Genomic DNA, 25,918 nt, shown 5'->3' with positions numbered 1-25,918 from the left:
CAAGGCCAGCCGGGGAGCGGCGGCCTAAGGTCGGCCCATCGCATTGCCCGAGCACCAGGAGCCCTCATGCAGACCCCGAAATCGATCCTGCTTCACCTCGACGGTTCGGAGCGCACGACGGCGCGCATCGCGCTGGCCCGCGAGCTGGCCGAGACCTTCGATGCCGAAGTCACCGGCCAGCCGTGCACGCTGTCCGCACTCGTGCGCTACCCGTTCGCCGTCGAGGCCGCGGCGGAGGCGGTCGCGATCATGCAGGAGATCGACAAGGCGGCGCGCGACAGGATGTACGCCACCTTCATGGCGAACCGCGCGGGCTCGCAGCACCTGCACTGGGCCGAGCCGGAGAGCGACGGGCCCCTGGGATTCGCCCGGCGCGCGCTCTATGCCGACCTGCTGGTGCTGGGCCAGCGCAATGGGAACGACCCGGCGCACGGCGAGCTCCCGGGCGACTTTCTGCCCAGCCTGCTGGTGCAGAGCGGCCGGCCGGCGCTGGTGCTGCCCTACGCGGGGCCGATCGGCCCCGTCGGGCGCACCGTGCTGGTGGCGTGGAAGGAAACGCGCGAGGCCGCGCGCGCGGTGACGGCCGCGCTGCCGTGGCTGCGCACGGCGACCCGCGTGCATGCCGTGGCCTATGGCGAGGACGCGCAGGCCTCCCTGCAGAGCCTGCAGGACTACCTGCGGGTGCAGGGCGTGCGGAATCTCGAGCTGCATCCCGGCGGCGACGACGACGCGGATGCCGGCAGCAAGCTGCTTTCCTTCTGCGCCGACCTGAGCGCGGACCTGCTGGTCATGGGCTGCTACGGCCACAGCCGGGCGCGCGAATGGGTGCTGGGCGGCGCCACCCAGTCGATCCTGGAATCGATGACGCTGCCCGTGCTGATGTCGCACTGAGCGGCGCGGAGTTGATCCCGCGCAAGGCATGCGCGCCTGCCTGCCGCCAGCATCCGTGCATGCGGGTCGCCGATCCGGAGGACACATCGCCATGAGCACCGAATTCACTTTTCCCCTGGCGCTTTGCAAGGCGCAATGGGGCGTGTGGCTGCACACGCTCGACATGCTGGAGACCAGCGCGGCGCAATGCCTCGAACTCGGATCGCATGCGCTGCGCGACGGTGCGGCCGAGACCCGCGCCGAGGCGGACGCGGTTGCGCAGGCCGCAGACTGGCAGGCCCTGGCCGTGGCGTCGGTGAACGCCCTCCGGCGCACCGCGTCGGCCCAGGCCTCGGCGGTCTTGGCGTTTTGCCCGCCGGGCAGCGGCGGCACCACCCGCGCGCCCGAGCAGCGTCGGCAGCAGGCCGCACCGTCGCGTTCCACCCTCGACGCCGTGCCCCGGCAGGCCGTGGTGGCCGAGGCCCTGCGCACCTTGCACACGGCGCTGGCGCCGGCATCGCCATCCCGAAGGAAGCCGTGATGCTCTCGACGATCACCCTCCATCTCGACCACACCGAGCGCTGCGAAGCCCGCACCCTGCTCGCGGCCCGGCTGGCAAGGCAGCATGGCAGCCACCTGCTGGGCATCGTTCCCACGGGCGTGCAGGCCGGGGCGGCGGCCCTCCCGCAGGCCCCTGAGACCGCCGCCCTCATGGCCGCAGCTTCCCTGTACCAGCGCCGGCGGGCCGAGGCCGTCGCGCATGTCTTCCGCTGCCGGCTGCGCGACGCGGGCTCGCCGCCGTGCGAGATCCGGCTGGTGCATGGCGACCCCGTGGATGCCGTCGTCGACCACGGCCACGGCAGCGACCTGGTCGTGGTCGGCCAGCCGGACCGCCAGGCGGCGGTGGACGCCCGGGCGCGGCAACTGCCCGAAGAGGTCATGCTGCATGCGGGCCGGCCCGTTCTCGTCGTGCCGCGCGCGGGGCGCTTCGATGGCGCGCTGGGCCGGGTCCTGGTGGCCTGGGACGGCGGCCGGGAGGCGGCACTCTCGGTGCACGGCGCGCTGCCGCTGCTGCGCCAGGCCAGCCAGGTCACGGTGGTGTCGCTGCTGGCGGACGGCGCCAGCGCATCGGCCGGCGCGCCCTGCCCCGACGACCTGGACGGCTGGCTGCTGCGGCACGGCATTCGCGCCGATGTCGACTGCGGCGCGGCAGCCGGGGAAATCGGCGAGGCCCTGCTGGCGCGCGCGTCGGCCCTGGCGGCCGACCTGATCGTGATGGGCGGCTATGGGCACGCCCGGGCGCGAGAGCGCATCCTGGGGGGCGCCACGCGCAATGTCCTGGCGCGAACCCGCATCCCCGTCCTCATGGCCCATTGACGTGGGACGGGGGCTTTATCAGCGGGCGCCGGGCGGCGTCATTTCTTTGCAGGTTCCGTGCGGCGCGCCGCATGCTTCACGGCCTCGACCGTCCGCGCAGACGCGTCCGCGGCGGCCTTGGCGGCGCTGCGCGTGGCGTCCACGGCCTTGTCGAGCGCCTCGCGCGTGGCCTGGGCGGCCTTTTCGGCGTCCTCCTTGCTGGCCTCGGCGGAACGCTTGAGCGACTCTTCCGCCCTTTGCAGCGCTTCCGCGGTAGCGGCCGAGGCCTTCCTGCTTTCCTCCTGGACCGCGCGCGTGGCTTCCTTGCTTTCGTCGAGCGCCTTGCTCGCCGAGGTGCCGGCCTTTTCCTCCAGCCGGGTGGCGGCCTCGGCGGCCTTGCGCGCGGCGCGGCGCACGCCTTCGGCCAGCGCCTTCGACACCTTGCCGGTGGCGACCTCGCTCTTTTCGGCCGCGGCCTTTGCGGCGTCGGCGGCTTCGCGCGCGGCCTTCTCGGCCTCTCGTGCGGCCCGGCCGGCGGCGTCCCGGGCCTTCTGGGTCGTGCCGGAGGGCGGGCTCAGCTGACCCGGCGCGGTGCTGTCCGCGGCAAAGGCGATGCTGCTCAGCGCCACGGCGAGCGGGACCAGCAAGAAGCGGAGTTTCCTGGATGTCATGGTGGTTTCCTTGGTTGATGGGAATGCATTGAATTCATTCATGGTCGGCCGCCTCAGGCGGTTTTTCCTGTCGCACCAGCAGCACGGGAACCGGCGCGCTGCGCAGGATCTGCTCGGCGTCGCTGCCCATCAGCGCGCGTCCGATGCCGCGACGGCCGTGAGTGCCGATCACGATCAGGTCGCAGGCTGCCTTGCCGGCCTCCTCGACGACGATGTCGGCGATGCGTCCTGCGGTGATCTCGCGCAGCACGGTCTCCGCCACCAGGCCGGCCGCAGTTGCTTGGGCCTGGGCCTTGGCAAGCACCGATTCCCCGTACTGCCGCATCTTCTGGAGTCCGGCCTCGAAGCTGGAGATGGTGGACATCTGCGCGAGCATCGGGAAATCGTCGATCACGTGCAGCAGCCGCAGCCTGGCCTTGAGCTCGCCAGCCAGGCGGATGGCTTCCTGCAGCCCGCGTTCGGCGGTGGGGCTGCCGTCCAGCGGAACCAGGACATGCGAGTACAGGGACATGGCGTTCTCCTCGGGACCGCTTTTGAAACAGGCATCCGTCGCCGGCCCCGGCGCTGCGGACAGACGGATTCTTCGCCTGGCCATCGGCGGCGGCCTTGCGCCAGGTCAATATGGCGCGAACGTGCGCGCCTTGATGCGTGTCAAGGTTGTTTGGGTCCATGGGGCGAGACTGGCAGCCCTTCCATCCGAACTGCGCGCTGAACCGCCCGCCTGCCATGTCCTCACGCATTCCTGCTCCGCTGAAGCCTGAGTTGCCGCGGCCGGGATTGCCGCAGCATTCCAGGCGGCTTTGGGCCGCTGTCAGGCCGCATGTGGCGGGCGGACTCGCCGTGGCGGCCCTGCTGGCCGCGGGCGCATGGCTCGGGCCTCGCTGGCTGCTCGGGCCGCGCGTGGAGGTGAGTGCGGTCGTGCAGCGCGACTTCGTCCAGTCGGTGGTGGCCAGCGGGCATGTGGAGGCGCCGCACCGCGTGAACATCGGGACCCAGCTCACCGGCACGGTCCGGCGCGTGCCCGTGGCGGAGGGCCAGGGCGTCGAGGCGGGCCAGGTGCTCGTGGAGCTCGAAAGCGCGGAACTGGCCGCCGCCGTGGCGCAGGCGGATGCGGCGGTGTCGCAGGCGCGGGCGCGGCTGCGCCTGCTGCGCGAGGTCCAGGCGCCGGTGGCCGCGCAAGCCGTGCGGCAGGCCCAGGTGAACCTCGACAACGCGCGCGCACAGCTGCGCCGCAACACCGACCTGTTCAACCAGGGCTTCGTCGGGCAGGCCGCGCTCGACGACGTGCGCAAGGCGGTCGACCTGGCCGAATCGCAGCTGCGCGCAAGCCAGAGCCAGCTCGACAGCGCACGCGCGGGCGGAAGCGACGAGGCGGTGGCGGTCACCGCGCTCGACCAGGCACGGGCCGGCGCGGCCGCGGCGCGTTCGCGCCTGGTCTACGCGACCATCGTTGCGCCGGCGGCCGGCACGCTGATCGACCGCGCCGTGGAGCCTGGCGACGTGGTGCAGCCCGGCAAGGCACTGATGGTGCTGTCGCCGGCCGGCAAGACGCAGCTGGTGGTGCAGATCGATGAGAAGAACCTCCAGTCGCTCGCGCTCGGACAGAAGGCGCTCGCATCGGCGGACGCCTACCCCGCCCAGCGCCTGGCGGCCGAACTGGCCTACATCAACCCCGGCGTGGACGTGCAGCGCGGCTCGGTGGAGGTCAAGCTGGACGTACCCGATCCGCCCTCCTACCTGCGGCAGGACATGACCGTGTCGGTGGACATCCAGGTGGCGCAGCGGCTGCAGGCCGTGCTGGTACCTTCCGATGCGCTGCATGACGCCGACCGCGTCGGTCCCTGGGTCTTCAAGGTCGACGGGCGCCATGCGCGGCGGCAGCCGGTGCGCCTCGGGTTGCGCGGCGGCGGCCTGAGCGAGGTGCTCGACGGCCTGCATGCAGGCGATCTCGTGCTGCCGGCGAGGACGAGCGGCATCCGGGACGGCCAGCGCCTGCGCGCGGTGGCCGTGCCCGGTGAAACCGGCGCGCCGTTGCCATGAGCCGCTGGATGCCCTTCGAATGGATCGTGGCGCTGCGCTTCCTGCGCGAGGGGCGCATGCAGACCCTGTTCATCGTCGCGGGCATCGCCATCGGGGTGGCCGTGATCGTGTTCATGTCGGCGCTGCTCACCGGCCTGCAGTCCAATTTCATCCGCCGCGTGCTGACGGCCCAGGCGCACATCCAGCTGCTGCCACCCAAGGAGGTGGCGCGGCCGCTGGGGCCGGTGCGGGCGGCAGGCGGCGGCCCGCTGGAGGACGCGATCATCCAGGCGCCGCTGCAGCGGCTCAAGTCGATCGACCAGTGGCAGACGCTCGCGGCCCAGGTCCGCGCCATGCCCGAGGTGGCGGTGGTGTCGCCCATCGCGAGCGGCTCCGCGCTGGTGATCCGGGGCGAGGCGAGCCGCGCCATCTCGGTGATCGGCGTCGATCCGGCCCTGTACTTCCGCATCGTGGCGCTGCCCGAGAAGATGGTGCGCGGAACGACGCGCCTCACGCCGAGCGACATCCTCATCGGCACCGACCTGGCGAGCGATCTCGGCGTGGCGGTCGGCGACAAGCTGCGCGTGTCCGCGGCCGGCGGCGGCGACCAGACGCTCGCGGTGACCGGGCTGTTCGACCTGGGCAGCAAGCCCGCCAACCAGCGCACCACCTACGTGGCGCTGCGCACGGCGCAAAGCCTGCTCGGCCTGGTGGGCGGCGTGTCGGCGATCGACGTCACGGTGAAGGACATCTACGCCGCCGAGGCCGTCGCCCAGCGCATCACGGCCGCCAACGGCGTGCAGGCCGACAGCTGGATCGCGACGAACGCGCAGTTCTTCACCGCCGTGCAGGCGCAGAAGACCTCGAACACGGCCATCCGCTTCTTCGTCGCCCTGTCGGTGGCCTTCGGCATCGCCAGCGTGCTGGTGGTGTCGGTGGTGCAGAAGTCGCGCGAGATCGGCATCCTGCGCGCCATGGGCATTTCGCGCGGGCAGGTGCTGCGCGTTTTCCTGCTGCAGGGGGGACTGCTCGGGCTGACCGGTTCCGTCGGCGGCTCGAGCATCGGCCTGGTGGCGCTGCTGCTGTGGCAGCGCTATGCGCTCAATCCGGACGGCACGCCGCTCTTCCCGCTGGCGATCGAGCCCGGCCTGTTCGTGGCCTCGCTGCTGCTGGCGACCCTCACCGGCCTGGCGGCGGCTTTCGCCCCGGCGCTGCGCGCGGCGCGGCTCGACCCCGTGGTGGCCATCCGTGGCTGAACCGGTCGTCTGCCTGCGCGATGTGCGCAAGGCCTTCAACCTGGGGCTGGCGAACGAAACCGAGGTGCTGCACGGCATCGACCTCACGCTGGCGCGTGGCGAGTTCTGCGCCGTGATGGGGCCCTCGGGTTCGGGCAAGAGCACGCTGCTCAATATCGTCGGGCTGCTCGACCGGCCCACGAGCGGGTCGCTGCGCATCGGCGGCGAGGAAACCGGGGCGCTCGATGACCATGCGCTCACGCGGCTGCGCGGGCACAGCATCGGCTTCGTCTTCCAGTACCACAACCTGCTGGCCGGCTTCACCGCGCTGGAGAACGTGATGATGCCGATGCTCGGCGACGCCACCTTCTTCAACGACGGCATGGCGCAGCGCGCCGCGGCGCTGCTCGACAGCGTGGGCCTTTCGAACTGGCGCGACAGCCGGGTCACCGAACTCAGCGGCGGCCAGCAGCAGCGTGTGGCGGTGGCCCGCTCGCTGGCCATGGCGCCGCCGCTGCTGCTGGCCGACGAGCCGACCGGCAATCTCGACACCAAGTCCGCCGATGCCGTGTTCGAGCTCCTGCGGAAGGCCAACCGCGACCACGGCATGGCCGTTCTGTTCGTCACGCACAACCCGCTGCTGTCAGCGCGCTGCGACAGGATCATCCGGGTCGTGGACGGCCGGCTGGAGCGCTGAGGCCGGCGTCCGACGCAGCCATTGCGCTGGATCAAGCGGGCGGGTGGGCACTGCGCGGACGATGGTGCCTTCACCCGCCGCGGCCGAACAGGAGACGAACATGCGCTCGACACAGACCCCGCTCGACGGCCATCGAAGCAAGCGCGGGCGCCGCGTGCCGGCCCCGCTGCAGCTGGCGGCGGCCGTGCTGGCCGCGGCGGCGCTGCAGGGCAGTCCGGCCCGCGCCCAGAGCCCGTCGCGCGGCGAGCTGCTCTACAACACGAACTGCATCGCCTGCCACAGCACGCAGATGCACTGGCGCAGCCGGAGGCTGGCCACCGACTGGAACAGCCTCGAGGAACAGGTCCGGCGCTGGCAGCAGGCCGCCTCGCTCGGCTGGCGCGACGAGGACATCGCGGAGGTCGCGCGCTTCCTGAACGAGCGCTACTACGGCTTCACGCCGGCGATCAGGTCGGGGTCGCCGGGGGTGCCAGGTCCATCACCATTCGCCGCAGGCCCGAGGCCGGCGGCTCTGCCGGATCGGCCTTGAAGCCCATGGCGGTCGAGAGCTTCAGCATGCGGGTGTTCTCGCGCAGCACGAAGCCGACCAGGCGCTCGATGCCGCGGCGGCGCGCGTGCTCGATCAGGCGCTCGAAGAGCAGGGTGCCCAGCCCCTGGCCCTTGAGGTCGGAGCGCACGATGATCGCGAACTCGGCCTCCACGTTGTCGGGGTCGCTCACCGTGCGCGCCACGCCCAGCGTCTCGGCGCCGCCCTGTGCATCGACGCCCTCGGCGATGAAGGCCATCTCGCGGTCGTAGTCGATCTGCGTGAGGCGGGCGAGCTCGCTGCGCGGCAGCTCGTTGCGGGTCGAGAAGACGCGCATGCGGATGTCTTCCGCATCCAGCGACTCGAGGAAGCGCCGGTGCTGCGCCTCGTCCTCGGGGCGGATCGGCCGCACCACGATCGAGCGGCCGTTCCAGGCCTGCGTGCGCACCCACTGCGCGGGGTAGGGCAGGATGGCGAAGCGTTCGGCGCCGGCCACCGGCGTGCGCGACAGCCGGACGCGCGCATCGAGCGCCAGCGCGCCGCTTTCGTCCACCCACAGCGGGTTGATGTCGAGCTCGGCCAGTTGCGGCAGGTCGGCCAGCATCTGCGAGACCGCCACCAGCACGTCGTACAACGCGTCGAGCCGGGCCGGCGGGTGGTCACGGAAGCCGGCCAGCAGGCGCGCGATGCGGGTGCGCGAGACCAGCTCGTGCGCCAGCGCGCGGTTCAGCGGCGGCAGCGCGATGGCCGTGTCGCCGATCACCTCGACCGCGGTGCCGCCCTGCCCGCAGAGGATCACGGGGCCGAACACGCTGTCGATGCTGGCGCCGACGATGAGTTCCTGCGCATGCGGGCGGTGCACTGCGGGCTGCACGGTGAAGCCGTCGATCCGCGCCAGCGGCCTGGCGCTTCGCACCGCCTCGAGCATCTCGCGGGCGGCGCCGGCCAGGGCGGCATCGCTGTCCAGCCCGAGCCGCACGCCGCCCACATCCGACTTGTGGGTGATGTCGCGCGACAGGATCTTGAGCGCCACCGGATAGCCCAGGCCGCGCGCGGCTTCGACGGCCGCCTCGGCCGTGGCCGCAACCGCCAGCGTGGGCACGACCTCGATCCCGTAGGCCTTCAGCAGGGCCTTGGCCTCCTGCTCGCCCAGCCACTCGCGGCCTTCGGCCATGGCGGCGTCCAGCGGCGCACGGACTGCGGCGCTGTCGGGCGCGGTGTGGGGGCTGGCGCTCGGCGTCTCGGTCAGGATCTCCTGGTTGCGCCGGTAGGTCTGCAGCATGGCGAAGGCATGCACCGCTTCTTCCGGCGTGGCGTAGTCGGCGATGCCCGCGTCCTCGAAGAGCTTGCGCGCCTGCGCCACCGCGTGGTCGCCGAGCCAGGCGCTCATCACGCGCGAGGCGTGGCTGCGCACCAGCGGCAGGCAGGCGCGCGCGATGTCCTCGGCGCGCACGATGGCGGTCGGCGCATGCACGAAGAGCACGGCGCCCGCGGAGTCGTCGGCCAGCAGGGCCGAGAGGGTTTCCGCGTAGCGCTCGACCGGCGCGTCGCCGATGATGTCGATCGGGTTGGCATGCGACCAGTGGATCGGCAGGACGGCATCGAGGCGGGCCAGGAGGGCGGCGCCGGGCTCCGCCAGCGCCACGCCTTCGTGCGCGGCGGCGTCGGCGGCCATGACGCCGGCGCCGCCGCCATTGGTCATGACCGTGAGCGTGGTGTGCCGATTGCCGCGAAAGCGCGACAGCGTCTCGGCGGCGATGAACAGCTCCTGCAGGGTGTCGACGCGCAGCATGCCGGCGCGCCGGATGGCCGCGTCGTAGACCGTGTCGGAGCCGGCCAGCGCGCCGGTGTGCGAGGCGGCCGCCTTCACGCCGTTGCCGGCGCGCCCGGCCTTCACCACGATCACCGGCTTGTTGCGAGCGGCGGCCCGCGCGGCCGACATGAACTTGCGCGGCGATTCGATCGACTCCACGTAGAGCAGGATCGATCGTGTGCGCGCGTCGCTGGCCAGGTGGTCGAGTAGGTCGCCGAAGTCGACATCGCAGTGGTCGCCCAGCGAGATCAGGTGCGACAGGCCGACGCCGCGGCTGCGCGTCCAGTCGAGCACGGCCGTGACCAGCGCGCCCGATTGAGAGACGAAGGCCACGTCGCCCGCCAGCGCATCGGTGTGCGCGAAGCTGGCGTTCAGGCCGATGTGCGGACTCAGCAGCCCCAGGCAGTTGGGCCCGAGCAGCCGCAGCGTGAACGGCCGCGCCGCCTCCAGCGCGGCCTTCTTCTGTTCCGCGCTCAATCCCGCCGTGACGATCACCACCGCGCGGGTGCCGAGCGCGCCGAGTTCGGCGACCAGCGGCGCCACGGTGGCCGGCGGCGTGCAGATCAGCGCCAGGTCGGGCGCCGCGGGCAGATGGGCCGCCGTTGCGAAGATCGGCACGCCGTCGAGCGTTGAATGCTTCGGGTTCACGCCATACACCGGCCCCGCGAACCGGCCGGCGCGCAGGTTGCGCCAGACCGTGGCGCCCACGCTGGCGGGCCGGTTGGAGGCGCCGAACACGGCGACGGAGGCCGGCGACAGCAGGCGATCGAGATGGCGAATGCTCAAGGGAGGCTCCGGAGTGGACGCTCATGGTGCCGGGCGGTGCCGGCCCCTGCCTTGACGCATGTCAACCTGTCGCCGCGGCGCAGGGCCAAGCTCGGGCACTCGATGGAACACAGAGCCATGCGAACCGATTCCGCCGCTACTGGGCCGATGCCGCCGATCTTCGATCCGTGGCAGGCCTGCGTGGCCGCGGCCGAGGTGTCGATGGCCACGCAGGCCTCGGCCGAGTCGCTCGCCGCGCAGCGCGCGCAACGGCTGGCGGCCCTCCTTGCGGCTGCGGCCGAGCGATCGCCGCGGTACCGGCGCCTGCTGGCCGGGCGCGATCCGGCGAGCCTGCGGCTCGAAGACCTGCCGGTGGCGCACAAGGCCGAGCTGATGAGTGATTTCGGGGCCTGGGTGAGCGATCCGGCACTCGCGCTCGGCGAGCTGCGCCGCTTCGTCGCCGATCCCGCGAACATCGCCAAGGCGTACCTGGGCCGCTACACCGTGTGGGAAAGCTCGGGCAGCACCGGCGAACCCGCGATCTTCGTGCAGGACGCGCGGTCCATGGCGGTGTACGACGCGCTCGAGGCACTGCGCCGCCCGCTGCTGCGGCCGCTCGGGCGGCTGTTCGATCCGCTGGGCCTGGCCGAGCGCATCGCCTTCGTGGGCGCCACCGAAGGACACTTCGCCAGCACCGTATCGGTCGAGCGCCTTCGGCATCTGCAGCCGGGCCTGTCGCGGCGCCTGCGGGGCATCTCCTTCCTGCAGCCGATCGGCGACCTGTGCGCCGAGCTCGACGCCTTCGCGCCCACCGTGGTCGCGACCTACCCGAGCGCCGCCTTGTTGCTGGCGCAGGAGCGCCGCGCCGGCCGGCTGAAGGCTTCGCCGCGCGAGATCTGGACCGGCGGCGAGACGCTGTCGGCCGCCAGCCGCGCGTTCGTGCGCGACGCCTTCGCCTGCCCGGTGGCCAACAGCTATGGTGCCTCGGAGTTCCTGTCGCTGGCCTTCGAATGCGAGCTTGGCGTGCTGCACCTCAACAGCGACTGGGCCATCCTCGAGCCCGTCGATGCGCACGGCCGCGGCGTGCCGCGCGGCCATGCCGGCGCCACGACCCTGCTGACCAACCTGGCGAACCACCTGCAGCCGCTGATCCGCTACGACCTGGGCGACCAGGTCACGCTGCTCGGCGCGGCCTGCCGGTGCGGCTCGCACCTGCAGGCCATCGAGGTGAAGGGGCGCGACGACGACACGCTGAGCCTGGCGGGAGGCGCCGGCATGCCGGCGGTGAAAGTGGTGCCGCTGGCGGTGAGCACGGTGCTCGAGGAGGAGGCCGGCCTGTTCGACTTCCAGCTCGTACAGCAGGGTCCCCGCGAGCTGCTGCTGAAGACCGGCAGGCAGGGGACGGCGGCGCAGCAGGCCCTGGAACAGGCCGGCAAAATACTGGGGGCCTTCCTGTCGAAGCAGGGGGCGCGGGGCGTGCGCATCCGCTGCCGCTGCGGCGAGGACCTCCACCGCGGCCGCAGCGGCAAGACGAGGCGCGTGATCGCCGGGTGAGGGGCGCGAGCCTGGCGCCGGATCGTCGGCAGGGGTGTGTGGCGCGCGCCGTGAAGCGGTGCGACATGGCCCGCCGGCCTTGCGTTGGATCAACGCGGGCATCGGCGCCGTCCGCGACCATCGCCGCATGGCAAGCAAATGGCGAACGCGACATGGATCGGGAGCTGGCGGCGCGGTGCGCGCGCGGCCGGGAAGGCGCCGCGCGGCCCGGTGGATGGCCGCCGCTGCCGCGGCGTGCGTGCTGGCGGGCTGCGCGTCGGCATCGCGGGACGATGCCGCGCGGCCGACCGTGGCCGCGCTGTTCCCGCAGCAGCAATGGCCGCAGGGCGCGGATGCATTGCAGCTGAAGTGGCAGGACTATTTCGTCGATGCAAGGCTTCGCGAACTGATTGGCCTGGCGCTCGACAACAACAGGGACCTGCGCATGGCGCTGCACCGCTCGGCGCAGGCCCGCGCGATGTTCGCGGCGCAGCGCGCCGAACGCTTTCCCGTCATCGGCGTCTCGGCAGGGGTCGACCGGTCCCGCGTCCCGGGCGACCTGAACCTCACCGGAACGCCCATCATCGGCAGCAGGTATGACGTGGGGATCGGCGTGGCCAGCTGGGAGATCGACCTGTGGGGACGCCTGCAGAACCTGCAGGACGCGGCACTGGAGAACTTCCTCGCCACGCAGGCCGGCCGGCGCGCGGCCGCGGCCAGCCTGGTGACCGAGGTCGCCAACGGGTACCTCTCCTTGCGCGAGACCGACGAGCGCCTTGCGCTGGCGCGCCGGTTCACGGCCAGCCGTGCGGAGAGCCTGCGCATCTTCACCCGCCGGATGGAGGAGGGCGCCACCTCGCGCCTGAACGTCACGCAGGTGGAGACGCTCCTGATGCAGGCGCGCGCCCTCGGTGTGCAGCTGGAGCAGTCCCGCGCGGCGCAGGCCCATGCGCTCACCTTGCTGATCGGCGCGCCCGTCGACCTGGCGCCGGCGGCCGACCTGCTCGCCGAGCACGACGTGGTGGGCGACGCGGACCCGGGGCTGCCGTCGGACATGCTCCTGGACCGTCCCGACATCGCCGCCGCGGAACACCAGTTGCAGGCCGAGAACGCCAACGTCGGCGCCGCACGCGCCGCCTTCTTTCCGCGCGTTGTCCTCACCGCATCGGCAGGCACGGCCAGTGCCGAACTCAAGGGCCTCTTCGCGGCCGGCAGCAGTGCCTGGGTCTTCTCGCCGCTCGTGTCGCTGCCGCTCTTCGACGGGGGCCGCAGGCGCGCCAACCTCGGAATGGCCGAGGCACGCCGGCAGCAGGCCGTGGCCAACTACGAGAAAACCGTGCAGGGGGCTTTCCGCGACGTCGCCGACGCGTTCTCCGCGCGCCGCTGGTCCGCCGAGCAGGCGGCCCTCGCGCAGAGCGCGCTCGCCGTGCAGACCGAGCGCGCCCGCCTTGCGCAGCTGCGCTACGACAACGGCGCCGCCGCCTATCTCGAGGTCCTGGATGCACAGCGCGACCTGCTGGCCGCGGGGCAGCAACGCGTGCAGGCGCGCAGGCTGGCGCTGGCCAGCCGTGTCGGCGTCTATGCCGCGCTCGGCGGCGGCTCGCTCGCCATGGCCCTGGCGCCGGAGGCACCATGAAGACCGGACTGCGCAAGCTGCTCCTGCTGGTGGCTCTGGCTGCCGTCGTGGCAGGCGTCGGAGGGTACCTCTGGGCGCACCTGCACCGCGACGGTCCGGGGAGCGGCTTTGTCAGCGGCAACGGCCGCATCGAGGCCACGGAGTTCGACATCGCGAGCAAGCTGGGAGGGCGGGTGCGCGACATCCAGGTCGAGGAAGGCGATGTCGTCGCGGCCGGCCAGGTGCTGGCCCGCATGCAGGTGCAGACGCTCGAGGCGCAGCGCGACGAGGCCCGCGCGCGGCACACCCAGGCCATCGTCGGCATCGGCAGCGCCGAGGCGCAGGTCAACGTGCGCGAGAACGAGCGCGACGCGGCCATCGCGCAGGTGGTGCAGCGCGAAAGCGAGGTCGACGCCGCGCGGCGCCGGCTGAAGCGTTCCGAGACCCTGGTGCAGGAAGGCGCCGCATCGGCGCAGGAGGTGGACGACGACCGCGCCCGCGTGCTGGGCGCACAGGCCGCATTGGCCGCGACACGCGCCCAGGTGCAGGCGGCGAGGGCGGGCGTGCTGGCCGCCCGCGCGCAGGTCAGCGCCGCACGCTCGATGGTCGCGGCCGCCGAAGCCACCGTGGCCCGCATCGACGCGGACATCGACGACAGCGCCCTGGTCGCGCCGCGCGACGGCCGGGTCCAGTACCGGATCGCCGAGACGGGCGAGGTGGTCGGCCCGGGCGGCAAGGTGCTCAGCCTGGTGGACCTGTCGGATGTGTACATGACCTTCTTCGTGCCCGAGGTCGTGGCCGGCCGGCTCGCGCAGGGCGCCGAGGTCCACATCGTGCTCGACGCCGCACCCGAATACGTCCTGCCCGCGCGGGTCTCGTTCGTGGCCAGTGCGGCGCAGTTCACGCCCAAGACCGTCGAGACGGCGAGCGAGCGGCAGAAGCTCATGTTCCGGGTCAAGGCGCGGATCGACCGCGACCTGCTGCGCAAGCACCTCGCGCATGTGAAGACCGGCCTGCCGGGCGTCGCCTGGGTGAAGCTGGACCCGGCGGCCGAATGGCCCGACGGGCTGGCATTGAAGGTCCCGTGAGCCAGGCCGGCAGCGCGGGTGTCGCGCCGATGCCGCCCGAAGTGGCGCGCCTGGAGCAGGTCGCGCTGCGCCGCGGCCACACGATGGCGCTCGACGGCGTCAGCCTGGCGATTCCAGCGGACAGGATGGTCGGGCTGATCGGACCCGACGGCGTCGGCAAGTCGAGCCTGCTCGCCCTGCTGGCCGGCGCGCAGGCGGTGCAGCAGGGCCGCGTGCAGGTGCTGGGCGGCGACATGGCCGTGGCGCACCACCGCCGCAGCGTCTGTCCACGCATCGCCTACATGCCCCAGGGCCTGGGCAAGAACCTCTATCCGACGCTCTCCATCGAAGAGAACCTGCAATTCTTCGGCCGCCTGTTCGGCCACGCCGCGGCCGAGCGCCGCCGCCGCATCGATACGCTGGCCCGGACCATGGGCCTGAGCCCGTTCCTGGCGCGTCCGGTGGGCCAGCTGTCGGGCGGCATGAAGCAGAAGCTCGGCCTGTGCTGCGCGCTGATCCACGATCCCGATCTGCTGATCCTGGACGAACCGACGACGGGCGTCGATCCCCTGTCGCGCGTGCAGTTCTGGGCGCTCATCGCCGGCATCCGGCGGGAGCGCAGTGCCGCGGGCCGGCCCCTGAGCGTGATCATCGCGACCGCCTACATGGAAGAAGCCGATGCCTTCGACTGGCTGGTGGCCATGGATGCCGGTGCGGTGCTGGCCACCGGCACCTCCGCCGAGCTGCGCGCACGCACGGGTGCCGCGTCGCTAGAGCAGGCCTTCATCGGCTTGCTACCCGAAGGCAAGCGCGGCGATGCCGGCGAGCTGGTGGTGCCCGCGCTGCCCGCCGCGGGCGAGAACGACATCGCGATCGAGGCGAAGGGCCTCACCATGCGCTTCGGCGACTTCGTGGCGGTAGACCACGTGGACTTCCGCATCCGGCGCGGCGAGATCTTCGGATTCCTCGGCTCGAACGGCTGCGGCAAGACGACCACGATGAAGATGCTGACCGGCCTGCTGCCTGCCAGCGAAGGCGAGGCGCGGCTGTTCGGGCGGCCGGTCTCGACCGGCGACCTCGATGCGCGGCGGCGCGTGGGCTACATGTCGCAGTCGTTCTCGCTCTACGGCGAGCTGACGGTGCGGCAGAACCTCGTGCTGCATGCGCGGCTGTTCCGGGTGCCGGAGGCGAAGGTGCTCCCGCGGGTCGCCGAACTGGCCGCGCGCTTCGGGCTGGAGGGCGTGCTCGACCGCCTGCCGGACAGCCTGCCGCTGGGCATGCGCCAGCGGCTCTCGCTGGCCGTCGCGACGGTGCACGGCCCGGAAGTCCTGATCCTGGACGAGCCGACGTCCGGCGTCGACCCGGTGGCGCGCGACATGTTCTGGCGCCTCATGATCGACCTGGCGCGCAAGGACGGCGTCACGATCTTCATCTCGACCCATTTCATGAACGAGGCCGCGCGCTGCGACCGCATCTCGCTGATGCACGCCGGCCGGGTGCTGGTGACGGACCGCCCCGCAGCCATCGTCGAGCGCAGCGGCAAGGCGACACTCGAGCAGGCGTTCATCGCGCGGCTGCAGCAGGCCGCGGGCACCGGCAGCGAGCCGGCGGCCACGGCACCGGCACCGGCACCGGCACCGCCTTCCAAGAATGACGGGCGCCCCCCGGCCCGCACACACAGCCCACGCTGGTTCAGCGCCGCCCGGGCCTGGAGCTTCTCGCGGCGCGAGGCGCTGGAACTGCGGCACGATCCGGTGCGCGCCACGCTCGCACTGCTGGGCACCGTGATCCTGATGTTCATCATCGGCTACGGCATCAGCATGGACGTCGAAAACCTCAGCTATGCGGTGCTGGACCGCGACCAGACCGGGCTGAGCCGGAATTACGCGCTCGATCTGTCCGGTTCCCGCTATTTCGTGGAGAAACCGCCGATCTCGGACTACGCCCAGCTGGACCGGCGCATGCGCAGCGGCGAACTGGCGCTGGCCATCGAGATTCCCCCGGGCTTCGCGCGCGACGTGCAGCGCGGCAGCCCGGTGCAGATCGGCGCCTGGGTGGACGGCGCGATGCCCACGCGTGCCGAGACCGTGCGCGGCTATGTGCAGGCCATGCACCAGGCGTGGCTGGTCGGCGTCGCCGAGCGCCGGCTGGGCCTGCATCCGGTGGCGGCCAGCACGATCGAGGTCCGCTTCCGCTACAACCCCGATGTGCGGAGCCTGCCGGCCATGGTGCCGGCCGTCATTCCGCTGCTGCTGATGATGATCCCGGCGATGCTCGCGGCGCTTTCCGTGGTGCGCGAGAAGGAGCTGGGCTCGATCGTCAATCTCTACGTCACGCCGGTCACGCGCGCCGAGTTCCTGCTGGGCAAGCAGCTGCCCTACATCGGGCTGGCCATGTTCAACTTCCTGACGATGTCCGCGCTGGCGGTGACGCTGTTCGGCGTGCCGATGAAGGGCAGCTTCGCCACGCTGATGCTCGGCGCGCTCCTGTTCACGACCTTCTCGACCGGCTTCGGCCTCCTGTGCTCGACCTTCACGCGAACCCAGATCGCGGCGATCTTCGTGACGATGATCGGGTCCATCGTGCCGTGCATCAAGTTCGCCGGCCTGGTCGATCCGGTTTCGTCGCTGGAGGGCACCGGTGCGTTCATCGGCCGCATCTATCCGGCCGCGCACTTCCTCACCGTGAGCCGCGGCGTCTTCAACAAGACGCTCGGCCTGCCGGATCTCGTGCCTCAGTTTCTGTGGATGCTCGCGGCGGTGCCGGTGATCCTCGGCCTGTCGATCGCCTTGTTGAAGAAACAGCAGGCCTAGCCATGAAACTGCCATCGCTTTCCCATGTCCTGCGGCTCGGCATCAAGGAACTCTGGAGCCTGCTGCGCGACCCCACGATGCTGGTGCTGATCGGCTATTCCTTCACCGCGGCCATCTACATCGCCGCCACGGCCATGCCCGAGAGCCTGCACCATGCGGCCATCGCCATCGTCGACGAGGACGGCTCGCCGCTCTCGGCGCGCATCGTCTCGGCCTTCTATCCGCCGCATTTCAAGACGCCGGCGCTGATCTCGCTGGCCGAGGTGGACGCGGCGATGGACAGCGGCCGGCAGACCTTCGTGCTGGACATTCCGCCGGGATTCCAGGCCGACGTGCTGGCCGGCCGCTCGCCGGCGGCGCAGCTGAACGTGGACGCCACGCGCATGAGCCAGGCGTTCACCGGCAGCGCCTACATCCAGCAGATGGTGGCCGCGGAGGTCGGGGAGTTCGTGCAGCGCTTTCGCGGCGATGCGGCGATGCCGGTGGAGCTCGCCCTGCGCATGCGGTTCAACCCGAACCTCGAGGAGGCCTGGTTCGGCTCGCTGTCCGAGCTCATCAACAACGTGACCATGCTTTCCGTCATCCTCACCGGCGCCGCCCTGATCCGGGAGCGCGAGCACGGGACCATCGAGCACCTGCTGGTCATGCCCGTCACGCCGGCCGAGATCATGCTGGCCAAGGTGTGGTCGATGGGGCTGGTGGTCATGGTGGCGGTGGGCATCGCCCTGGCGGTGGTCGTTCGCGGTGCGCTGCACGTGCCCGTCGAAGGCTCGATCGCGCTGTTCATGGCGGCCACGTCGCTGCATCTGTTCGCAACCACCTCCATGGGGATCTTCATGGCCACGGTGGCCAGGTCGATGCCCCAGTTCGGCATGCTGGTGGTGCTGGTCCTGGTGCCGCTGGATATGCTTTCCGGCGGCAGCACGCCGCGCGAGAGCATGCCGCTGTTCGTCCAGAACGTGATGCTGGCGGCCCCGACGACGCACTTCGTGTCGGCGGGCCAGGCCATCCTGTTCCGCGGTGCGGGCATTGGCGTCGTATGGCCGCAGTTCGCGATGCTCGCGGCCTTCGGCTGCGTGATGTTCGCAGCCGCGCTGGCGCGGTTCCGCAAGGCCATCGGCCTCATGGCCTGAAGCCTCCGCGGGCCCGACGCGGCCCTCGCGGAGGTTTTGAAGGCTCTGGTCCGGCGCAAGGATGCTCGGACCGACCCGCGAGCGTGACGAACTCCGCTGGGGCGTCCGGTTCTGGGCCGGGGTCGGCGGGCGAGCGAATGTCGATGATGCACCGCGTCGGCGCTTTCGCTCGTCGTCGCGGCCGGTCTTCGGCTCGCGCGCGCCGAGTCTGGCGGAGGCGTCCTCATCGGAGCGCGGGCCAGGCCGAGGCAAGACATGCAAAGGCGAGGCCGGTGATCAGCGCGGCCGACAGGCGCAGCGCATAGGCCTTGCCGCCTGACACCGCCGCCACCGCACAGCGCGTCAGCGTGTTGGCCCCGACCGCCACGAGCACGCCTCGCACGAAGTGCTCCGTGGACAGCGCGCCGGCTGCGTGCAACGAGGCCAGCGAGGCCACGGGCGCATGCGCGTCGACCAGGGCCGCAAGTGCGATACCGAGCTGCAGTCCGGTGTCGCCGAAGCGCCGCTGCGCCGCGCTGACCAGCAGTGCGACGAGCGCCAGCGCCAGCGCAACGGCGAGCGCTGCACGCGGGCGTAGCGCGCTGCGGCGGCTGACGGGAACGTCTATTCGATCCGCGGGCCTGGGAGACAGGAGCGGCAGCAGGCCGATGGCCGCTGCGCCGGCCGCGCCGGCCAGCGCCACCGGCAGCAGCGCGAGCGCGGCGTGCGGCGAGAGCGCGGCACTCATCGTCAACGCCAGCAGCCAGGTGGCGACCCCCGACAGGGCGGCACCGCTTGCCAGCAGGCGGGCGTGGGACGGCTGCCGGCGCGCGCGGCTGCCGAACGACGCCACGGTGGCCGTGCTCGACACGAACCCGGATGCGAAGCCCGCGCCCAGCATGCCGCCGCGCACGCCGAGCCAGCGCGTGGCCGCCTGGCCCGCGGCCTGGATCGCCATGATCAGCAGGACCATCGCGGCCAGCGGCCGGGGGTTGATGCCGCCGAGCATCTCGATGGGCCGGGAGGGAATCAACGGCAGCGCAATCAGCGTGAGCGCGGCCAGCAGAATGCCGTCGTGCAGCTCCTGCTCGCTGAGCAGTTCGGTGGCGAAGCGGTGCAGCCGGCGGCGCGCCGCCAGCAGCAGCGCCAGGCCGGTCCCGCAGGCGGCGCCCAGCGGCGGCGTGACGACGGACAGGACCCCGATGAGATAGGTCGCGAACAGGGCAATCTCGGTGGTCATCCCCGGATCGCGCGAACGGCTCTTCCAGTGCGACACGACCGCAAGCAGGGCGACCAGCGCCGCCCCGATGGGGGCCAGGCCCGCAATGGGCAGCAGCTGCGCGAGGGCGCCGGCCAGCGCCGCGATGGCGAAGGTGCGCAAGCCGGCGGCCGCGCGGCGATCGCCGTCGCCCTTGCGGCGCTCGCGCTCGATGCCGACCATGAGGCCGATGCCCAGCGCCACGGCCAGGCCGACGATCGCAGCCGACAGGTCGATGGTTTCCATGCCCCCAGTGTCGTTGCGGGTGGCGCCGCGTCAAGGCATCGCAGCCGCCCCGCCGGCCCCGCCCCGGGCAGGCTTGATCTTGCGCAAGCCACGAAGGCCCTCCGGCGCGGAGGATGCGCCGATCCTGCGCTTCGGCGCATCTTCGATGGAGAACGGCATGTCCAGAAGAATCCTCGTGCTGCAAGGCCATCCCGATGCGTCGGGCGCGCACTTCGGCCATGCGCTGGCCGACGCCTATGCGCAGGCCGCGCAGGAGGCCGGCCACGAAGTCCGGGTCGTCCGGATCGCGGAGCTGGAGTTTCCGTTGCTGCGCAGCAAGGCGACGTGGGAGTCCGAAGAATTGCCGCCGGTGCTGAGGCCGGCGCAGGATGCCATCGGGTGGGCCGAGCACCTGGCGCTGTTCTTTCCGCTGTGGCTGGGCGGCATGCCCGCCTTCACGAAGGGCTTTCTCGAGCAGGTGCTGCGTCCGGGGTTTGCGCTCGCGAGGCCCGGGGAAGGCGGCATCGGGGCCAAGCTTCTCAAGGGGCGCTCGGCGCGCATCGTCGTGACCATGGGAATGCCGGCGCTCGTCTATCGCTGGTACTTCCGCGCGCACAGCCTGAAGGCCTTGGAGCGGAGCATCCTCGGCTTCGCGGGCATGGCCCCGATCCACGAAACGCTGGTCGGGCAGGTCGAAGGCATGAGCGATGCGCAGCGCGGGAAATGGCTGCGCAGGCTCGCTGCCCTGGGACGCGGCGGCGGGTGAGATTCGCTCCCGCCCCTTGGCAAAAAAAGAAGCCCGCCCTTCTTGCGAATGGCGGGCTTGGTGAAGGTCCCCGCTCGGGCCTTTGAAGCCCGGGCAGTCTGGGGTTGCCTTCATCCCCATGGTGTCGGAGTACGACACCATGAACTCCCCCGAGGGGGATTCCCCACTGCCACCTTTGAATCTCCGGCTTTCGCCCTTGATTCATCGGTTCGTTCAATGTACTGCCAACCATCCGTGTGCGCTTTGATCCAGCGCAAGTCCGGACCACGTGGGGCCTCATTGGAGCTTGATCGATGTCAAGACGCAGGGGCGGCCGCGAGCCTAGCCTTTGCAACATTGCTACCCAGCCATGCGGCCTGGAGGCGCCGAGCGATGGACGAGCTTTTCGAAGACCGTGCGAACGCCGGGCGCCGCCTGGCCAAGGCGCTGCGCGCGATGAAGCTGCAGGACCCGGTCGTGTTCGCCCTGCCTCGCGGCGGAGTGCCCGTGGCGGCGGAGGTCGCGCGCGCGCTGCGTGCGCCGCTCGGCCTGCTGCTGGTGCGCAAGATCGGCGCGCCCGGACAGCCCGAGGTCGCCGTGGCCGCGGTGGCCGAAGGCCCGCAGCCGATCGTCGAAGTCCGCCATGACATCCTGCGCCTGGCCGGCGCGTCGCCCGACTACGTACAGGGCGAGCTGCCGCGTCATCTCGAGGAAATCGAACGCAGGCGGCGGCTCTATCTCCAGGGGCGTCCGTCGCCGCCGGTGCAAGGTCGAACGGCGGTCCTGGTCGATGATGGCATCGCAACCGGCACCACCGTTCGCGCCGCGCTGCGAAGCCTGCGCGGCCGCCACCCCTCGCGCATCGTGCTCGCCGTGCCGGTCGCGCCGGCGGACGAGCTCGCGGACCTGCGCTCCGAGGTGGACGATCTGGTGTGCCTTCTGACCCCGGAACCCTTCGTCGCCGTGGGGGCGTACTACCGCCATTTCGACCAGACCACCGACGCGCAGGTGGTCGCCCTGATGGCCAGGCAGCGCTGAGCGGCGCGCTGCAGGTCAACCCCCCGCAGTGCCTGCGCGCTCCGCACCGGGCGCCTGGCCCGGCGCTGCGAAGGTCCGCACGAAGTCCAGCGACGACACCACGCCGACAATCCCGCCTCCCTGGGTCACCACCACATGATGGATGCCGCGCTCGACCATGAGCGCCGCCACCAGGCCGACGGGCGTGTCCGCGTCGACGACGATCGGTTTGTAGGAGCACATCTGCCAGGCGCGTGTCGTGGCCGCATCGCGTCCTTGCGCGTGAAAGCCCACGAGATCCGAGGCGCTGATGACGCCCACCACCTCGCCCCGGGCCGGTTCCAGCACCGGCAGCCACGTCAGCCGCCTGGCCGCGAGCAGGGTTTCGACCTGCGCCACGCTGTCGTCCATGCCGGCGTTGCACACCGGCTGCTGCATCAGGGAAGAAATGGGCGTCTTCATCATGGCGTTGCTCCTTCTCCTTCTGTCGGCCGGCGCGGCGCCCGTTGCAGCCGCTGTTCGACGGCGAGGACGTCGCGCGTGATCTTGAGCAGCGTGTCCGGCGTCACGCTCATGGCATCGATGCCGAGCTCGACCAGGTACGCGGCCACCTCGGGATAGTCCGAAGGCGCCTGGCCGCAGATGCCCACGTGGCGCCCGTTGCGCCGCGCGCCTTCGATCGTCTGCTGGATCATGGCCTTGACGCCATCGTCGCGCTCGTCGAAGTCGAAGGCCACGATGCGCGAGTCGCGGTCCACACCCAGCACGAGCTGCGTCAGGTCGTTCGAGCCGATCGAGAATCCGTCGAAGAGCTTCGCGAAAGCGTCGATCTGGATCACGTTGTTCGGGATCTCGCACATGACGTAGATCTCGAGCCCGTTGTCGCCGCGCCGCAGCCCATGGGCGGCCATGGCCTCGAGCACGCGCTCGGCCTCCTGGACGCGGCGGCAGAACGGGATCATGAGCCTGACGTTCACGAGGCCCATGTCCTCGCGCACCCGCTTCATGGCCGCGCATTCGAGCGCGAAGCCTTCCGCGTAGGCCGGATGGGTGTAGCGCGAGGCGCCGCGGAATCCGATCATCGGGTTCTCTTCCTTCGGCTCGAACCCGCTGCCGCCGAGCAGGCTGGCGTACTCGTTGGTCTTGAAGTCGGACATGCGCACGATCACCGGCTTCGGATGGAAGGCCGCCGCGATCATGCCCACGCCTTCCGACAGTTCGCGCACGAAGTAGTCGGCCGGCTGCGCGTACGAGTGCGTCAGGCGTGCGATCTCGGCGCGCACCGCGGGATCATCGATCTTCTCGGGGTGCACCAGCGCCATGGGATGCACCTTGATGTGCTCGGCCACGATGAACTCCATCCGCGCGAGGCCCACGCCGTCGTTGGGCAACAGTGCCGTCTGGAAAGCGCTGTCGGGGTTGCCCAGGTTGACCATCAGGTGGGTCTGCGGCCGCCCGAGCGTGGAGAACTCCACGCTGGACTTCTCGAAGGGCAGGCTGCCCGCGTAGACGCGTCCCTCGGCGCCTTCGGCGCAGGACACGGTGATCTCGTCGCCCGTGCGGATCCTGGCGGTCGCGCTGTCGCAGCCGACGACGGCGGGAATGCCCAGCTCGCGGGCCACGATGGCCGCGTGGCAGGTGCGCCCGCCGCGGTTCGTGACAACCGCGGATGCGATCTTCATCACGGTGCCCCAGTCGGGCATCGTGGTATCGGCCACCAGCACTTCGCCCGGCCGGAACTGGCCGAGCGCCAGCACGTCGGCGACGACCCGCGCCTTGCCCGATGCGATCGCCGAGCCCACGGCACGGCCGGTGACCAGGGGCGATGCCGGCGCAAGCAGGTGGTATTCGTCGACGCGGTTCAGGGGCTTGCGCGACGCCACGGTCTCGGGCCGGGCCTGCACGATGTAGATGCGGCCATCGAGACCGTCCTTGGCCCATTCGATGTCCATCGGCGTCGGACAGCCCGCGCGCCGGCTGTAGTGGTCTTCGATCGCGACCGCCGCGTCGGCGAGCGCCAGCACGTCGGCATCGCCGATGCAGTAGCGTGCCCGGTCTTCCTGCGAGGTCTGCAGGTTGCAGGTGGACTCGCGGCCGGCGCCCTTGGAATACACCATCCGCACGTCCTTGCCGCCGAGCTTGCGCCGCAGCACCGTCCGGTGGCCCAGTTTCAGGGTGGGCTTGAAGACGTAGAACTCGTCGGGATCCACCGTCCCCTGGACGACGTTCTCGCCCAGGCCATAGGCGCCGGTGATGAAGACGACGTCGCGGAATCCGCTGTCGGTGTCGAGCGTGAACATGACGCCGCTGGCGGCGCGGTCGGAGCGCACCATCTGCATCACGCACACCGACTGGAGAATCTGGAAGTGGTCGAAGCCGTTGTCGACGCGGTAGGCGATCGCGCGGTCCTTGAACAGGCTTGCAAAGCACAGCCGCACGGCGTCCAGCAGCCGGGCCTCCCCGGAGATGTTGAGGAAGGTCTCGTGCTGTCCCGCGAAGCTGGCCCCCGGGAGGTCCTCCGCGGTGGCGGAGCTGCGCACGGCCACGGTCATGTCGGCACCGTACTCCGCGCGCAACTGCGCATAGGCCGCGCGGATCTCGTTCGCCAGCGCTTCGGGAAGCGTGGCAGCGTAGATGATTTCGCGCGCAATCTGCGCCCGGCGGGCGAGGTCGTCGACGTCCTTCACGTCGAGGCCGGCCAAGGCCTCCCGCAGGCGCGGCAGCGCGCCGGCGAGCTCCAGGGTTCGCCGGTACGCGTCCGCGGTGATGGCGAATCCGTTGGGCACGTGCACGCCGTGCGGCGTCAGTGCGCGGTACATCTCGCCGAGCGAGGCATTCTTGCCGCCCACGGTCGGCACGTCATCGGCACCGAGTTCGGAGAACCAGCGTATGTAGCTCGCCTGCGGGATCATGGCCAACCCCTCCTACGCCGGACCGGCGGTTCGTTCCGCCTGGTCGATGGCGCTTCGAGCTGCGCACATGGCCTGGCACAACGCGCTCTCCCGCGCGTCCTGGTCTTCCCTGGTGATCCCGCGGCCGGCAAGGGCCGGCAGCTCTTCGACCCGGTAGGTCCAGGCATAGCCCTGGCCGCGCTCGCGCTGTGCCTGAACGACGATCGTCCTGCCCCGGTGCTTCTGCGAATGTCTCATGCTGCTCCTCGGATGAAGGGTGTCCGAAATGCGCTTCGTGGCTGAGATGCTAGGACGGGCCGGCGTCCATGCCTTGCGCTGCATCAAGCGCATGCGCATCGCGCAGGCAAGGGCGGGACAGACCGCGCCCGGCCGGGCTGCGAGCTTGATGCGCGTCAACCCGCGCGGCATCCCCATGCGGCATCCTGCAGGCGTGCGGATGCGATCCAGCCGCCAGTCCCATGCCACCGCAAGGAATCACATGAAGAAAATTCTCTCGCTCTGCCTGGCCGCGTTCCGGCGGCGCGCGCCGGTGCGCCGGCACGAAGAAGAACCCGACCTGGTGCAGAGGCTGCGCGAAGCCGGTCTTTGACCGCTCCGGGTGCCGGACCGATTCGCACCCCGGGAGTACGCCATGCGTGCCGAGCACGTCGACATACTGATCCCAGCGGAGATGGCATACCTCCCCGACCGCCCATTCGGGCGGATGATGCCTGCCAGGGTCCCCATCGGGCCGGCGTAGGTAAGCGGACGCGTTGATCGCGCCGGCGCCCATCGCTCGGGCCTCTTTTGACCAAGGAGCGACATGAGCGGCTTCTCATTCCTTGCGGTCTTCGGCGGTGCCGGTTGCGGCGCCTTGCTGCGCTGGTGGCTGGGCGGATGGCTCAGCCCCGTGTTCCCCACGGTGCCGCTGGGAACCCTGGCCGCCAACCTCATCGGGGGTCTGCTGGTCGGCGTGGCCAGCGCCTTCTTCACGCACAACGGCGGCCTCGCGCCCGAATGGCGGCTGCTGATCGTCACCGGCTTCCTGGGCGGCCTGACAACGTTCTCCACCTTCTCGGCCGAGGTCGTGACGCTGATCGGCCGGCAGGAGCACTGGTGGGCCCTGGGCGCGGCGAGCGTGCACCTCGCCGGCTCGCTGGTCCTGACCGGGATCGGCATCCTGATTGCCAACGCCCTGTTCGTCAGGGCCTAGCGGGAACGCAATGAGCCGAAGGAGGCCCACCATGCAAGGCATCTACCTCAAGTTCTATGTCCAGGAGAACCGCCGCCACCACGGCATCCTCGCCTACGAGTGGCTCCTCGAGGAAGCCAGGAAGGTGGGAATCCCGGGTGGCTCGGCCTTTCGGGCGATCGCGGGCTTCGGCCGCCACGGCAAACTGCATGAAGAGCATTTCTTCGAACTCGCCGGCGACCTGTCGGTGGAAGTCGGCTTCGCGCTCAGCGAGCAGGATGCGAAGAGCTTCCTCGACCATCTGGATGGCGAGGATCTCAAACTCTTCTACATCAAGGTCCCGCTGGCGATGGGGGTGGTCGGGGGCACGCCATGACCGGCACCTGGGCACTGCCGGCCTGTGCCTTGCCGGCATGGTGCTCGCGGGTACCATCGGCAAGGTACCACGCGCTCGTATGCGTGGCCGGTCATCGCGACTGCGCGCCGGAAGTCCGCCGG

The 25,918-nt window shown here is 71.0% G+C and carries 24 protein-coding genes and 1 riboswitch; of the genes, 17 read left to right on the top strand and 7 right to left on the bottom strand.

All coding sequences use genetic code 11. The annotated features are described in order from the left end of the window. The first annotated feature begins 66 nt into the window (after positions 1-66). The 3 genes from IB278_RS23390 (at position 67) to IB278_RS23380 (ending at position 2,247) form a co-directional block, all read left to right on the top strand. Positions 67-891 carry a universal stress protein gene (locus IB278_RS23390; RefSeq protein ID WP_192325691.1) on the top strand — a complete coding sequence of 275 codons (825 nt, stop codon included), beginning with the start codon at positions 67-69 and terminating at the stop codon, positions 889-891. Positions 892-982: 91 nt separating this feature from the next. Next, the gene (locus tag IB278_RS23385) at positions 983-1,411 is read left to right on the top strand and encodes a hypothetical protein (RefSeq protein WP_192325689.1); all 429 of its coding nucleotides are present in this window, start codon (positions 983-985) and stop codon (positions 1,409-1,411) included. Further along, on the top strand, positions 1,411-2,247 hold the full coding sequence (locus IB278_RS23380) for a universal stress protein (protein WP_225613095.1): 837 nt from the start codon (positions 1,411-1,413) through the stop codon (positions 2,245-2,247). The genes IB278_RS23385 and IB278_RS23380 overlap by 1 nt, the downstream gene beginning before the upstream one ends. 38 nt (positions 2,248-2,285) lie before the next feature. On the opposite strand, the gene IB278_RS23375 is transcribed toward IB278_RS23380, so the two are convergent. Together IB278_RS23375 and IB278_RS23370 are read right to left on the bottom strand one after the other, a co-directional pair. Next, positions 2,286-2,897, bottom strand: a complete 612-nt coding sequence (locus tag IB278_RS23375; RefSeq protein WP_192325685.1) for a hypothetical protein — start codon at positions 2,895-2,897, stop codon at positions 2,286-2,288. Positions 2,898-2,931: 34 nt separating this feature from the next. Next, positions 2,932-3,408 (bottom strand): universal stress protein, encoded by a 477-nt coding sequence (locus tag IB278_RS23370; RefSeq protein ID WP_192325683.1) that lies wholly within the window; start codon positions 3,406-3,408, stop codon positions 2,932-2,934. Between the two features lie 215 nt (positions 3,409-3,623). Here IB278_RS23370 and IB278_RS23365 point away from each other — a divergent pair, with 215 nt between their 5' ends. The 4 genes from IB278_RS23365 to IB278_RS23350 all read left to right on the top strand — a co-directional run bounded on the left by IB278_RS23365 (position 3,624) and on the right by IB278_RS23350 (position 7,377). Further along, positions 3,624-4,937, top strand: a complete 1,314-nt coding sequence (locus tag IB278_RS23365) for an efflux RND transporter periplasmic adaptor subunit (protein ID WP_192325681.1) — start codon at positions 3,624-3,626, stop codon at positions 4,935-4,937. Next, on the top strand, positions 4,934-6,172 hold the full coding sequence (locus IB278_RS23360) for an ABC transporter permease (RefSeq protein ID WP_192325679.1): 1,239 nt from the start codon (positions 4,934-4,936) through the stop codon (positions 6,170-6,172). Before IB278_RS23365 ends, IB278_RS23360 begins: the two co-directional genes overlap by 4 nt. Then, on the top strand, positions 6,165-6,848 hold the full coding sequence (locus tag IB278_RS23355; RefSeq protein ID WP_192325677.1) for an ABC transporter ATP-binding protein: 684 nt from the start codon (positions 6,165-6,167) through the stop codon (positions 6,846-6,848). Before IB278_RS23360 ends, IB278_RS23355 begins: the two co-directional genes overlap by 8 nt. Before the next feature lie 100 nt (positions 6,849-6,948). Further along, on the top strand, positions 6,949-7,377 hold the full coding sequence (locus IB278_RS23350; protein ID WP_192325675.1) for a c-type cytochrome: 429 nt from the start codon (positions 6,949-6,951) through the stop codon (positions 7,375-7,377). Here IB278_RS23350 and IB278_RS23345 read toward each other — a convergent pair. Then, on the bottom strand, positions 7,295-9,973 hold the full coding sequence (locus tag IB278_RS23345; RefSeq protein ID WP_192325673.1) for a GNAT family N-acetyltransferase: 2,679 nt from the start codon (positions 9,971-9,973) through the stop codon (positions 7,295-7,297). The genes IB278_RS23350 and IB278_RS23345 overlap by 83 nt on opposite strands. Positions 9,974-10,090: 117 nt before the next feature. Here IB278_RS23345 and IB278_RS23340 point away from each other — a divergent pair, with 117 nt between their 5' ends. The 5 genes from IB278_RS23340 to IB278_RS23320 all read left to right on the top strand — a co-directional run bounded on the left by IB278_RS23340 (position 10,091) and on the right by IB278_RS23320 (position 18,113). Beyond that, a complete protein-coding gene (locus IB278_RS23340; RefSeq protein ID WP_225613094.1) occupies positions 10,091-11,506 on the top strand; it encodes a phenylacetate--CoA ligase family protein in 1,416 nt (471 codons plus the stop codon). 214 nt (positions 11,507-11,720) lie between these two features. Continuing rightward, complete coding sequence (locus IB278_RS23335) at positions 11,721-13,121, top strand: efflux transporter outer membrane subunit (protein ID WP_192325671.1); 1,401 nt, start codon at positions 11,721-11,723, stop codon at positions 13,119-13,121. Continuing rightward, positions 13,118-14,188 (top strand): HlyD family secretion protein, encoded by a 1,071-nt coding sequence (locus tag IB278_RS23330; RefSeq protein ID WP_192325669.1) that lies wholly within the window; start codon positions 13,118-13,120, stop codon positions 14,186-14,188. The genes IB278_RS23335 and IB278_RS23330 overlap by 4 nt, the downstream gene beginning before the upstream one ends. 29 nt (positions 14,189-14,217) lie before the next feature. Beyond that, positions 14,218-16,980 (top strand): ribosome-associated ATPase/putative transporter RbbA, encoded by a 2,763-nt coding sequence (gene rbbA, locus IB278_RS23325; RefSeq protein WP_225613111.1) that lies wholly within the window; start codon positions 14,218-14,220, stop codon positions 16,978-16,980. A gap of 2 nt (positions 16,981-16,982) precedes the next feature. Next, the gene (locus tag IB278_RS23320; protein WP_192325665.1) at positions 16,983-18,113 is read left to right on the top strand and encodes an ABC transporter permease; all 1,131 of its coding nucleotides are present in this window, start codon (positions 16,983-16,985) and stop codon (positions 18,111-18,113) included. 223 nt (positions 18,114-18,336) lie between these two features. Here the strand turns inward: IB278_RS23320 and IB278_RS23315 are convergent, their stop codons facing one another. Then, positions 18,337-19,596: an MgtC/SapB family protein gene (locus IB278_RS23315; RefSeq protein WP_192325663.1), complete on the bottom strand. Its 1,260-nt coding sequence runs from the start codon at positions 19,594-19,596 to the stop codon at positions 18,337-18,339. On the opposite strand from IB278_RS23315, the gene IB278_RS23310 reads away from it, so the two are divergent. Both IB278_RS23310 and IB278_RS23305 read left to right on the top strand, forming a co-directional pair. Then, the gene (locus IB278_RS23310) at positions 19,586-20,341 is read left to right on the top strand and encodes an NAD(P)H-dependent oxidoreductase (protein ID WP_318646696.1); all 756 of its coding nucleotides are present in this window, start codon (positions 19,586-19,588) and stop codon (positions 20,339-20,341) included. The two genes, IB278_RS23315 and IB278_RS23310, sit on opposite strands and share 11 nt — an antisense overlap. 372 nt (positions 20,342-20,713) lie before the next feature. Further along, entirely contained in the window at positions 20,714-21,358 is a 645-nt protein-coding gene (locus IB278_RS23305; RefSeq protein WP_192325659.1) for a phosphoribosyltransferase, read from the top strand. Between the two features lie 15 nt (positions 21,359-21,373). Here the strand turns inward: IB278_RS23305 and IB278_RS23300 are convergent, their stop codons facing one another. The 3 genes from IB278_RS23300 to IB278_RS23290 are packed head-to-tail and all read right to left on the bottom strand — an operon-like array spanning position 21,374 to position 24,486. After that, positions 21,374-21,802 (bottom strand): cyclic nucleotide-binding/CBS domain-containing protein, encoded by a 429-nt coding sequence (locus IB278_RS23300; RefSeq protein WP_225613093.1) that lies wholly within the window; start codon positions 21,800-21,802, stop codon positions 21,374-21,376. Next, positions 21,799-24,249: a phosphoenolpyruvate synthase gene (ppsA, locus tag IB278_RS23295; RefSeq protein ID WP_192325657.1), complete on the bottom strand. Its 2,451-nt coding sequence runs from the start codon at positions 24,247-24,249 to the stop codon at positions 21,799-21,801. The genes IB278_RS23300 and ppsA overlap by 4 nt, the downstream gene beginning before the upstream one ends. 12 nt (positions 24,250-24,261) lie before the next feature. Further along, positions 24,262-24,486 (bottom strand): hypothetical protein, encoded by a 225-nt coding sequence (locus IB278_RS23290; RefSeq protein WP_192325655.1) that lies wholly within the window; start codon positions 24,484-24,486, stop codon positions 24,262-24,264. A gap of 28 nt (positions 24,487-24,514) precedes the next feature. Between IB278_RS23290 and IB278_RS23285 the strand changes: the two genes are divergently transcribed. From IB278_RS23285 to IB278_RS23275, 3 genes are all read left to right on the top strand, one after another. Beyond that, positions 24,515-24,838 carry a hypothetical protein gene (locus IB278_RS23285; protein ID WP_225613092.1) on the top strand — a complete coding sequence of 108 codons (324 nt, stop codon included), beginning with the start codon at positions 24,515-24,517 and terminating at the stop codon, positions 24,836-24,838. Between the two features lie 68 nt (positions 24,839-24,906). Beyond that, a riboswitch (Fluoride riboswitch) is annotated at positions 24,907-24,969 on the top strand. A gap of 82 nt (positions 24,970-25,051) precedes the next feature. Then, the gene (gene crcB / locus IB278_RS23280) at positions 25,052-25,441 is read left to right on the top strand and encodes a fluoride efflux transporter CrcB (RefSeq protein WP_192325651.1); all 390 of its coding nucleotides are present in this window, start codon (positions 25,052-25,054) and stop codon (positions 25,439-25,441) included. Between the two features lie 31 nt (positions 25,442-25,472). Continuing rightward, positions 25,473-25,796: a DUF190 domain-containing protein gene (locus tag IB278_RS23275; protein ID WP_192325649.1), complete on the top strand. Its 324-nt coding sequence runs from the start codon at positions 25,473-25,475 to the stop codon at positions 25,794-25,796. Positions 25,797-25,918 lie beyond the last annotated feature (122 nt).

Origin of the sequence: Variovorax sp. VRV01, assembly GCF_014852545.1 — a bacterium.
GTDB lineage: Bacteria > Pseudomonadota > Gammaproteobacteria > Burkholderiales > Burkholderiaceae_C > Variovorax > Variovorax beijingensis_A.
Note: the sequence above shows the minus strand (reverse complement) of the source record. Positions and strands in the feature narration are given on the sequence as shown.

Excerpts from the sequence above, each read along its gene's own strand:
- IB278_RS23335 (WP_192325671.1), top strand. The coding sequence starts at position 11,721 with ATGGCCGCCGCTGCCGCGGCGTGCGTGCTGGCGGGCTGCGCGTCGGCA.
- IB278_RS23275 (WP_192325649.1), top strand. The coding sequence starts at position 25,473 with ATGCAAGGCATCTACCTCAAGTTCTATGTCCAGGAGAACCGCCGCCAC.
- IB278_RS23360 (WP_192325679.1), top strand. The coding sequence starts at position 4,934 with ATGAGCCGCTGGATGCCCTTCGAATGGATCGTGGCGCTGCGCTTCCTG.
- IB278_RS23350 (WP_192325675.1), top strand. The coding sequence starts at position 6,949 with ATGCGCTCGACACAGACCCCGCTCGACGGCCATCGAAGCAAGCGCGGG.
- IB278_RS23285 (WP_225613092.1), top strand. The coding sequence starts at position 24,515 with ATGCGCTTCGTGGCTGAGATGCTAGGACGGGCCGGCGTCCATGCCTTG.
- IB278_RS23370 (WP_192325683.1), bottom strand. The coding sequence starts at position 3,408 with ATGTCCCTGTACTCGCATGTCCTGGTTCCGCTGGACGGCAGCCCCACC.
- crcB (WP_192325651.1), top strand. The coding sequence starts at position 25,052 with ATGAGCGGCTTCTCATTCCTTGCGGTCTTCGGCGGTGCCGGTTGCGGC.
- IB278_RS23310 (WP_318646696.1), top strand. The coding sequence starts at position 19,586 with ATGGTTTCCATGCCCCCAGTGTCGTTGCGGGTGGCGCCGCGTCAAGGC.
- IB278_RS23385 (WP_192325689.1), top strand. The coding sequence starts at position 983 with ATGAGCACCGAATTCACTTTTCCCCTGGCGCTTTGCAAGGCGCAATGG.
- IB278_RS23340 (WP_225613094.1), top strand. The coding sequence starts at position 10,091 with ATGCGAACCGATTCCGCCGCTACTGGGCCGATGCCGCCGATCTTCGAT.
- IB278_RS23380 (WP_225613095.1), top strand. The coding sequence starts at position 1,411 with ATGCTCTCGACGATCACCCTCCATCTCGACCACACCGAGCGCTGCGAA.
- IB278_RS23305 (WP_192325659.1), top strand. The coding sequence starts at position 20,714 with ATGGACGAGCTTTTCGAAGACCGTGCGAACGCCGGGCGCCGCCTGGCC.
- IB278_RS23290 (WP_192325655.1), bottom strand. The coding sequence starts at position 24,486 with ATGAGACATTCGCAGAAGCACCGGGGCAGGACGATCGTCGTTCAGGCA.
- IB278_RS23330 (WP_192325669.1), top strand. The coding sequence starts at position 13,118 with ATGAAGACCGGACTGCGCAAGCTGCTCCTGCTGGTGGCTCTGGCTGCC.
- IB278_RS23320 (WP_192325665.1), top strand. The coding sequence starts at position 16,983 with ATGAAACTGCCATCGCTTTCCCATGTCCTGCGGCTCGGCATCAAGGAA.
- ppsA (WP_192325657.1), bottom strand. The coding sequence starts at position 24,249 with ATGATCCCGCAGGCGAGCTACATACGCTGGTTCTCCGAACTCGGTGCC.
- rbbA (WP_225613111.1), top strand. The coding sequence starts at position 14,218 with ATGCCGCCCGAAGTGGCGCGCCTGGAGCAGGTCGCGCTGCGCCGCGGC.
- IB278_RS23315 (WP_192325663.1), bottom strand. The coding sequence starts at position 19,596 with ATGGAAACCATCGACCTGTCGGCTGCGATCGTCGGCCTGGCCGTGGCG.
- IB278_RS23375 (WP_192325685.1), bottom strand. The coding sequence starts at position 2,897 with ATGACATCCAGGAAACTCCGCTTCTTGCTGGTCCCGCTCGCCGTGGCG.
- IB278_RS23390 (WP_192325691.1), top strand. The coding sequence starts at position 67 with ATGCAGACCCCGAAATCGATCCTGCTTCACCTCGACGGTTCGGAGCGC.
- IB278_RS23300 (WP_225613093.1), bottom strand. The coding sequence starts at position 21,802 with ATGATGAAGACGCCCATTTCTTCCCTGATGCAGCAGCCGGTGTGCAAC.
- IB278_RS23365 (WP_192325681.1), top strand. The coding sequence starts at position 3,624 with ATGTCCTCACGCATTCCTGCTCCGCTGAAGCCTGAGTTGCCGCGGCCG.